The 7,575-nt window shown below is 62.2% G+C and carries 11 protein-coding genes and 1 rRNA gene; 9 read left to right on the top strand and 3 right to left on the bottom strand.

Features of this window, described 5'->3' with window-relative positions:
* The first annotated feature begins 11 nt into the window (after positions 1 to 11).
* From C1H69_RS07820 to C1H69_RS07850, 7 genes are all read left to right on the top strand, one after another.
* The gene (locus C1H69_RS07820) at positions 12 to 446 is read left to right on the top strand and encodes a hypothetical protein (RefSeq protein WP_102652862.1); all 435 of its coding nucleotides are present in this window, start codon (positions 12 to 14) and stop codon (positions 444 to 446) included.
* A gap of 180 nt (positions 447 to 626) precedes the next feature.
* The gene (locus C1H69_RS07825; RefSeq protein WP_102652834.1) at positions 627 to 1,040 is read left to right on the top strand and encodes an acyl-CoA thioesterase; all 414 of its coding nucleotides are present in this window, start codon (positions 627 to 629) and stop codon (positions 1,038 to 1,040) included.
* Positions 1,037 to 1,507 carry a Cys-tRNA(Pro) deacylase gene (gene ybaK / locus C1H69_RS07830; RefSeq protein WP_102652835.1) on the top strand — a complete coding sequence of 157 codons (471 nt, stop codon included), beginning with the start codon at positions 1,037 to 1,039 and terminating at the stop codon, positions 1,505 to 1,507. The genes C1H69_RS07825 and ybaK overlap by 4 nt, the downstream gene beginning before the upstream one ends.
* Before the next feature lie 82 nt (positions 1,508 to 1,589).
* Positions 1,590 to 1,919: a hypothetical protein gene (locus C1H69_RS07835; protein ID WP_102652863.1), complete on the top strand. Its 330-nt coding sequence runs from the start codon at positions 1,590 to 1,592 to the stop codon at positions 1,917 to 1,919.
* Positions 1,891 to 2,412 (top strand): DUF501 domain-containing protein, encoded by a 522-nt coding sequence (locus C1H69_RS07840; protein WP_102652836.1) that lies wholly within the window; start codon positions 1,891 to 1,893, stop codon positions 2,410 to 2,412. Before C1H69_RS07835 ends, C1H69_RS07840 begins: the two co-directional genes overlap by 29 nt.
* A gap of 73 nt (positions 2,413 to 2,485) precedes the next feature.
* Positions 2,486 to 3,037, top strand: a complete 552-nt coding sequence (locus tag C1H69_RS07845) for an LOG family protein (protein WP_102652837.1) — start codon at positions 2,486 to 2,488, stop codon at positions 3,035 to 3,037.
* A 17-nt stretch (positions 3,038 to 3,054) separates the two neighbouring features.
* Complete coding sequence (locus tag C1H69_RS07850) at positions 3,055 to 4,026, top strand: NAD(P)H-quinone oxidoreductase (RefSeq protein ID WP_102652838.1); 972 nt, start codon at positions 3,055 to 3,057, stop codon at positions 4,024 to 4,026.
* Positions 4,027 to 4,059: 33 nt separating this feature from the next.
* Here C1H69_RS07850 and C1H69_RS07855 read toward each other — a convergent pair whose 3' ends face one another.
* Complete coding sequence (locus tag C1H69_RS07855) at positions 4,060 to 4,560, bottom strand: 3'-5' exonuclease (RefSeq protein WP_102652839.1); 501 nt, start codon at positions 4,558 to 4,560, stop codon at positions 4,060 to 4,062.
* Positions 4,561 to 4,706: 146 nt separating this feature from the next.
* On the opposite strand from C1H69_RS07855, the gene C1H69_RS07860 reads away from it, so the two are divergent.
* The gene (locus tag C1H69_RS07860; RefSeq protein ID WP_102652840.1) at positions 4,707 to 5,738 is read left to right on the top strand and encodes an NADP(H)-dependent aldo-keto reductase; all 1,032 of its coding nucleotides are present in this window, start codon (positions 4,707 to 4,709) and stop codon (positions 5,736 to 5,738) included.
* Positions 5,739 to 5,840: 102 nt separating this feature from the next.
* On the top strand, positions 5,841 to 6,620 hold the full coding sequence (gene yaaA / locus C1H69_RS07865; protein WP_102652841.1) for a peroxide stress protein YaaA: 780 nt from the start codon (positions 5,841 to 5,843) through the stop codon (positions 6,618 to 6,620).
* Between the two features lie 11 nt (positions 6,621 to 6,631).
* On the opposite strand, the gene C1H69_RS07870 is transcribed toward yaaA, so the two are convergent.
* Entirely contained in the window at positions 6,632 to 7,207 is a 576-nt protein-coding gene (locus C1H69_RS07870; protein ID WP_102652842.1) for an isochorismatase family protein, read from the bottom strand.
* Between the two features lie 276 nt (positions 7,208 to 7,483).
* Positions 7,484 to 7,575, bottom strand: a 5S ribosomal RNA gene (gene rrf, locus C1H69_RS07875); the annotation flags it as partial.

Genomic DNA, 7,575 nt, shown 5'->3' on the forward strand with positions numbered 1-7,575 from the left:
TGACCGAAACCATGCCGCAAAGCGGCTTCTATGCCAAGGTGCGACAGGGTATGCCGGCCCTGATCGATCAATGGCGGCACCTGGGCCGCGGCGAACCGGACAGACTGGCGCTGATCCTGGCCGAAACCGCTCGGGTAGCAAAGCTGGGCGATCCCGACACGACTCCCGACGGCGAGATACTCGCAGCCTGGAGTCGTCCCGAGTCGAGTGACGCGATTCCGTTATGGGCGGCACGCACCGCAACGTTCCTGCTCATGCAGATGCCAGCGCGCCCCGTGCCTCAGAGCGACGAGGAGGCCTGTACCTGGGCCTACTGCTGGCTGCGCAACCGCAGTTTCGACGATGTCGAGGCGGCCAGAATGGCCCTGCCTAGGCATCTTCGTGACGTGTTGACGCATGCGGTGGGTGCCGCCTGGGCCGACCGCCAAGGGCTACGGCTCGTCTAGACAGCCCATGTCGTGCCGGCAGCCTGGTGGTGCCCCTGTGGCTGCTGGGGTGGACCCGGCGCCAGGCCTGGCACAAGTCACGATCAGAAACGGGTACTTGACCTAGCGTTTGCTCGGGACAATGCTGGTAGCCTGCCTCTCCATTCAGTACCTCCGATATAGAGAAGAAGGAAATACACCATGTTCGTGCGAACCATCGAACCCGCCTTCTATGACACCGATGCCCTGGGTCATGTGAACAACACCCGTCTACCGGCCTGGTTCGAGTTGGCACGCAACGATCTCTTTCGCCTGTTCACGCCAGACCTGGATCCACGCAAGTGGCAGTTGATCATGGCACGCATGGAGATCGACTACCGGGCCGAGTTGCACTATGGCAGTGATATCGAGCTGCGCACCTACCTGAGCCGGCTGGGCAACAGCTCCTTCACCGTGACTCAGGAGGCCTGGCAGAAGGGCGTGCTCACCAACCTGGGGCACACGGTACTGGTCCACTTCGACCATACCGAAAAACGTGCCGTACCCATCGAAGGCGAGCTGCGTGCCGCCCTGGAGACACACCTGCGGCTTGTCGAGGAGCCTTCAAACGCATGACACCTGCCGTGAAGGCGCTGGAGCGCGATGGCGCCGACTTCACCCTGCTCAGCTACGAGCACGATCCTCGGAGCCCGGCTTATGGCGAGGAAGCGGTCCAGGCGTTGTCCCTCGACCCGAGTAGCGTGTTCAAGACCCTGGTGGCAAGCCTGGATGACAGCCGCCTGGTGGTTGCCATCGTGCCCGTGACGGCCCAGCTGGACTTCAAGGCGCTGTCCAGGGCGGCCGGTGTCCGCCGTGCCGGTATGGCGCAAGCGGCCGAGGCCGAGCGCGCCACCGGCTATGTGCTGGGTGGCATCAGCCCCCTGGGACAGAAGAAAAAGCTGCCTACCTATCTCGACATCAGCGCCGAGGGCCTGGAGGTGCTTCATGTCAGCGGTGGGCGCCGCGGGCTGGAAATCCGCCTGGCGCCGGCTGACCTGATACGTCTCAGCAACGCCAGTACCGCACCGCTCGCTCGATCTTGATTCTCCCCTGAGCCAAAATCGGTGCCATGTGGTCCCACAGTCATGATACCAAGTGGGCTATCTTCTTCGTCAGGAGCCGATCATGGCCATTCGCTACAATCTCTGGCTCGACCCCGACAATGTCGACCAGCATCGTGCCGTTGAAGCCGACCTGGAGCGTTACTTTATCGAGCGGTTCGCGGACTACCCGCACATCCGCTTGTTCGGAGCGGATCCCTACGATTATGATGCCCCGTTCAATCGCCTCTACGACGTGCTGATGATGCGGGCCAACGAGTACTGCGAACGGCAGTGGAGGGGCTACGTGCCCACCCCCGAGCAGCTCAACCGGACGTTCTTTCGCGCCGTGGGCCGCTCCAACAAGTTCGTACGGGACCCCAACGATGGTGATCCAAACCGATCAGATGCCTGACTCACGTCAGTTGGCCATCATTGCCGAACAGCTGGGGCGCCCCCCTCGCGGCATCGAAGCCATGGCCGCCGTTGATGGCAAAGGTACCCCCCTGGTGCTGCGCATGGCTCCCATCGTCGATGGCAAGCCTTTCCCGACCCTCTACTGGCTCTGCTCCGGGCGCCTCAAGGTCGAGATCTCGCGTATCGAAGCCAGCGGCGTGATCAAGCAGCTGGAAATTCGCCTCCGCCAGGATGCGGACTTCCTGGCCGCATACCATGCCAGCCACCGGGATTATGTCGAGGCACGCTGGCGCTGCATGAACGATACCCAACGCGACGAGGTCTTGCGCCTCGGATACGAATCCCTGTTGCGCAGCCGTGGTATCGGCGGCATCGGCAACTGGGACCAGGTGCGCTGCCTGCACACCCAATATGCCCACCATCTGTGCGGGAACAACGTCATAGGCCAGTGGATGGACGAAGAGTACGACGTCGCCGCCTGCCTGCCATGAAACATGGCGTCTCGCGCAATCGATAGCACAGCGGCGTTCACGCTAGAACGGTGCCCTTGCCTAAGGAGGAAACATGTCGAGGTTTTGTATCTATCTGGGGTCCCGGGATGGCCGGGATTCCGCTTTCATCGAGGCGACTCGAGACTTGGGCAGGGCGCTGGTCGCCCGTGGTCATGGCCTGGTCTATGGTGGGGCGCGTATCGGCCTGATGGGCGAGCTGGCCAACACGGTGCTCGCCGAGGGTGGCGACGTGATCGGGGTGATGCCGGACCACCTGGTGGAGCGTGAACAAGCCCATGAGGGCCTGTCACAGTTGATTCGTGTGCACAACATGCATGAGCGCAAGGCCAGCATGGCAGCCCATGCCGATGCCTTCATTGCCCTTCCCGGCGGCATTGGCACCCTGGAAGAGCTGTTCGAGGTCTGGACCTGGCAGTACCTGGGGTTGCATGACAAGCCCATTGGCGTTCTCGATACGGCAGGTTTCTACTCGCCGCTTCTCACCTTCCTCGATGCTATCGTGGAACAGGGCTTCCTCAACGGCCGGACCCGCAACCGCCTGATCGATGCCGAGACTCCCTCGGCCCTGCTGGACGCACTGGAAGCACAACTCGCCAACGCTTGAACCCCCAAGGAGCCCTCATGCATGCCATCGCCATCGAGCAACAGCGCCTGGTGTGGCGCAAGCTTCCCGCCCCGGATAGCCCCGCAGCAGGAGAGGTACGCATCCGCATAGCCTGGGCCGGTGTCAACCGTGCCGATTTGATGCAGCGCGCCGGGCACTATCCGCCTCCACCCGGGGTTACCGATACCCCCGGGCTCGAGATCAGCGGCACCGTGGCTGAGGCTGGCCCCGGCGTGGAAAGCCTGCGACCCGGCGACAGGGTGTGCGCGCTGCTTGCCGGAGGCGGCTATGCCGAAGACGTGGTGGTCGACGCGCGCCAGGTGCTGCCAGTGCCAGACGGCTTCGGCTTGCGTGAAGCCGCCGCCCTGCCCGAGGTGTTTGCCACGGCCTGGCTCAACCTGTTCATGGAAGGCAGGCTCACTGCCGGAGAGCGTGTGCTGCTGCATGCGGGTGCCAGTGGTGTGGGGACGGCAGCCATCCAGCTGTGCCGTGCTTTTGGCCATCCCTGCTTCGTGACCGCGGGCAGCGACAGGAAACTGGAAGCCTGTTACAAGCTCGGCGCCGCTGGAGGCTGGAATCGCCATCAGGGCAGCTTCGTGGATGCGGTGAAGGCCTGGGGAGGCGCGGATGTGATTCTCGATCCGGTTGGAGGCAGCTATCTGGCCGATAACCAGGGCGTGCTCAATGCCGATGGCCGGCTGATCCTGATTGGCCTGATGGGAGGGCGCCACGGAGAGCTCGACATGGGGCGCATGCTGATGAAGCGCCAACGTTTCATTGGTTCCACCTTGCGCGCCAAGCCGCCCGCCGCCAAGGGTGCCATCCTCGATGCCCTGCTGACGCATGTCTGGCCCCGTTTGGCCAGTGGCGAGATCCAGCCACTGATCGACCAGACATGGCCCATCGATGAAGCCGAAATCGCCCATGCCCACGTGCAGCGGGACGCCAACATCGGCAAGGTGTTGCTCTCGGTCAGTGGTGAAGGCTAGAGGGCCCCCGTGGCCAGGAAGAAATGACAGGCCTCAAGGGCTGTCCGCCAACTCCCGGGTTCGTAGATAGGTGAGCTGGAGAAGTCGGGCGTCCTCACCGGCACGATGACGATGGATGCCCAACTCGTTCACCAGCGCTTCCCGGGTGGCATGCCAAAGCGCCAGTTGACCGTCATCGAGCAGGATGCGCAGTGTCTCGAGGCGAAAGGCGGGCAGCATACCGGCATGATGGAACAGCAGCGACAGCCAGGTATTGTCGTAACCCCAGCTGTCGCTGTACGCCACACCGACACTCGACAGCTCATCATTGAGCCAGCGCGCCACCTGGGCGATCGGCAGCCCCTCACGCATCAGGCGGGCCCGGGAAATGCCGTGCAGGAGTTCTGCCTTGGGGTCCCAGTGGACCCACTCCTCCAAGGGCTGAACGAGAAAGGCGCAGCAGCTGCCGTCGGCCCGTGCCAGGCCGATTTCAATGGGGTAGCTACCGCGTCCGAATCCGGACGCTTCGATATCCAGCAGTGTCGGCAGCGTCACGGATGGGCGAGTCCTCGAAGATAGGGGCTGGATGGGTGGCCAGCATACGCTCGCCCCGCTGGCGACTCAACCCTTTGGTATTTGCCGCCTTGGTGGGGCTCGGATAGCATGTCATTCGACACTGACAAACACCGACAGGAGCGATGATGCAGACGCGACCGCTTGGCAGTACAGGCATAGAGGTCAGCCGCCTGTGCCTGGGCACCATGACCTTCGGCGAGCAGAATAGCGAAGCCGAGGCGCATGAGCAGCTAGATCGCGCCGTGGCCTTCGGCATCAACTTCATCGATACCGCCGAGATGTACCCGGTACCGTCCAGTCCGGAATCCCAGGGTCGTACGGAAGCCTATATCGGCAGTTGGCTCAAGGCCCGGGACAGCCGAGACGACATCATCATCGCCACCAAGGCCAGCGGCCCTGGACTCGGGCATCTACGCGGCGGCTCACGCCTCACCCGGGAGCAGCTTCACCAGGCCATCGACACCAGCCTCGAGCGCCTGCAGACAGATTACGTCGATCTCTATCAATTGCACTGGCCGGACCGGAAAACCAATTTCTTCGGCAAGTTAGGATATGAGCATGACGAGGAGGAGAGTGCCGTCGCCCTGGAGGAAAGCCTCAGCGCCCTCAAGGAACTGGTGGATGCCGGCAAGGTTCGGGCCATCGGCCTGTCAAACGAGACACCGTGGGGCGTGATGCGTTCGCTTCACCTGGCCGAGCGGCTCGACCTGCCTCGTATCGTATCCGTCCAGAATCCCTACAACCTGCTTAACCGGACCTTCGAGGTTGGGCTTGCAGAAATTGCCCATCGCGAGAACGTCGGCCTGCTGGCCTATTCTCCCTTGGGCTTCGGTGTGCTCTCCGGCAAGTACCTGGATGGCGCGCGCCCGACAAAGGCCCGTCTTACCCTCTACGAGCGGTTCCAGCGCTATACCTCGCCGCAGGCCGAGGAAGCGACCCGCGCCTATGTCGATCTGGCACGTGAGCATGACCTGGACCCTGCGCAGATGGCCCTGGCCTTCGTCAATTCACGAAGCTTCCTGACCAGCAACATCATCGGTGCCACCACCATGGATCAGTTGGAGAGCAACCTGACCAGCGAGTCCCTCAAGCTCGACCAAACCGTGCTGGATGGTATCGAGGCCATCCATCGACGACACTCCAACCCCTGCCCGTAGAGCCATTCCCTCGAAACTATCAGTACGATAGGCCCGGTATTGCGCTGCTCTTGATATACTCGCTCCATTCCCAGACCCAACTGACCGGTACAGGAGCGCCCCATGCTGAGCGTGATCTCGCCTGCAAAGACGCTGGATTTCGAGACTCCGGCGACCACGGCCCGCTATTCGCAGCCGGACTTTCTCGACCAGAGCCGCGAGCTGATCCATATCCTCGCCGACTACTCACCGCAGCGACTCAGCGAGTTGATGGGCATCAGCGACAAGCTGGCCGGGCTCAACGCCGCACGTTTTGCCGAATGGCAGCCCCCCTTTACACCCGAGAACGCCAAGCCGGCGGCACAAGCCTTCCAAGGCGACGTCTATGTCGGCCTCGAGGCTGCCACCTTCGATGAGGAGGACAATGCCTTCGCCCAGGAGCATCTGAGGATCCTTTCCGGGCTGTACGGCTTGTTGCGCCCCCTGGATCTCATTCAGCCCTACCGTCTCGAGATGGGTACCCGCCTGCCCAACCCCGTCGGCAAGGACCTCTACGCCTTCTGGAAAGATAGGCTGACCACCGAACTGGGCGAGGCAGTGACACGAAGCGGCTCGAATGTGCTGGTCAACCTGGCTTCGAATGAATATTTCAAGGCGATCGACGCCAAGCGGCTCGATGCACGCATCATTACCCCGGTGTTCAAGGACGAGAAGAACGGACAGTTCAAGATCATCAGCTTCTATGCCAAGAAGGCGCGGGGGCTCATGGCCGCCTGGATGATTCGACAGCGCCTGGACGATCCGGAAGGCCTCAGGGAATTCGACACCGCGGGCTATGCCTTCAATCCAGCCATGTCGGAAGGCGATACCTTGGTCTTTGTCCGGCGTGAGAAGCAGGGCTAGACGACGACCGGCTAGAAAAAGCGCAGAGGACGTGCGGAGCGCGGCTTGAGAAAGCGGCGATGGACGTCCTTGAAACAATCGTCGTCACAACGATGCAGCCACTCATAGGCCACCATATCGGCACTTACCGATATGGCACCAGAGTGCACCATGCGCTCCCTGGCCAGTTGGGCTTCCTCAGCGCGCCGGCTCACGGCAGCCTCGCTCAGCCAGAACACTTCGTAGCCGGCTGCCAGCAACCCGAGCCCCGTCTGCATGACGCAGATATGGGCCTCGCTGCCACAGAGAATGATCTGACGCCTGCCGGTATCCGCCAAGGCACCGGCAAAGTCAGGCTCGGCATGGGCATCGAAGTGCAGTTTCTGCCAGAGCTTGTGACTCGGCAGTGACGCCAGCAGGCGCGGCTCACTGCCGCCCAATCCTTGCGGGTATTGTTCGGTAACCCAGACCGGTATCGCCAACGCCTCGGCGACACCGCCCAGCCAGGCCGCCTCGGTGACAGCTTGTTCTCCACCATCAACGACGGGCAACAGGCCAGCCTGGAGGTCGACGATCAGCAGCAGACTCTCTTCCCTTTTCAGGCGCATGAACGCTCCTCTACATCACTTTTTCTCGAACACTTCCGTCAGCATAGCCGCTAAAGCAGGACCTCTTGAACCCTAATTGTAAGCGTTCGGGCATCACCCTTCATGAGTGACCAGGCACCCGGGAGGCTCCCCAAAAAGAAAAACCCCAGCTTCGCTGGAAGCTGGGGTGTCTGAATAAGTGCCTGACGATGACTCGGGCGGCGCTCCGCTACTCTCCATGGGAGGCCCCCAAACGACGAAACCCAGCCTCTGGCGAAGCTGGGTTTCTGAATAAGTGCCTGACGATGACCTACTCTCGCATGGGGAGGCCCCACACTACCATCGGCGCTGAGCGGTTTCACTGCTGAGTTCGGCATGGGGTCAGGTGG

Origin of the sequence: Billgrantia endophytica (assembly GCF_002879615.1) — a bacterium.
Lineage (GTDB): Bacteria > Pseudomonadota > Gammaproteobacteria > Pseudomonadales > Halomonadaceae > Halomonas > Halomonas endophytica.